1 pseudogene is annotated in these 645 nt (G+C 42.0%); it reads right to left on the minus strand.

From position 1 onward, the window contains the following. Window positions 1-292 (minus strand): annotated as a pseudogene (locus LS74_RS10795) (hypothetical protein); the annotation flags it as partial. Between the last annotated feature and the right edge of the window lie 353 nt (window positions 293-645).

Here is a 645-nt window from a genome sequence, read left to right on the forward strand (position 1 = left end):
ATAAGGGGGAGGGGTTTGAATTTGCGTAAAACGGGTTTGCTTCGCTACACGCGAAGTCACCCCTCCCCCTTATGTATCCCCCACCCGACGACGCTTTAAGAGGTTTGCACTTTGTGCGATTTAATTTTATGGTGGCAAAGTCGTGCTTTGCCACTTTAGCAATTGTAGAATCTGCTTGAGATTCTGCGTTAGCAGAATCCATAGAATCAATATTACACGCTTTGCGTGTAAGCCTTACTCTCGTCCCTCTCGTGGTGTGTAGCTTTGGATTCAAGGTAGAAGTCAGTGCCACCGCCAAAGCGAAGTGTGATAGGGAATAGCGAGGCTCTCCCCTTGATTGCAAAAAGAAAAAGCGGTTGCTTTATTCTTTTTTGGGCTAAGGGGTGAGCGACACGATTGCGAACGGGAAGGGATAAACCCCTTTTTGCGAAAAAGAAAAGATTTAAAAAAAGATATTGAATAAACCTTTTTTCTTTTTGCGGAATCTTAGAGAATGTTTTTTATATTTGTGAAACTTGATAGGTAGTTTCTGTTGTTTTGGAATCGACACTTGCAAATTCAAGCCTCTCCCCCTTAGCAAAAAGAAGAAAATCCCAAAAACATAGATACTTCGCTTACGCTCAGTATGACAAAGCAATAAAGCAA

Origin of the sequence: Helicobacter magdeburgensis (assembly GCF_000765825.2) — a bacterium.
GTDB lineage: Bacteria > Campylobacterota > Campylobacteria > Campylobacterales > Helicobacteraceae > Helicobacter_C > Helicobacter_C magdeburgensis.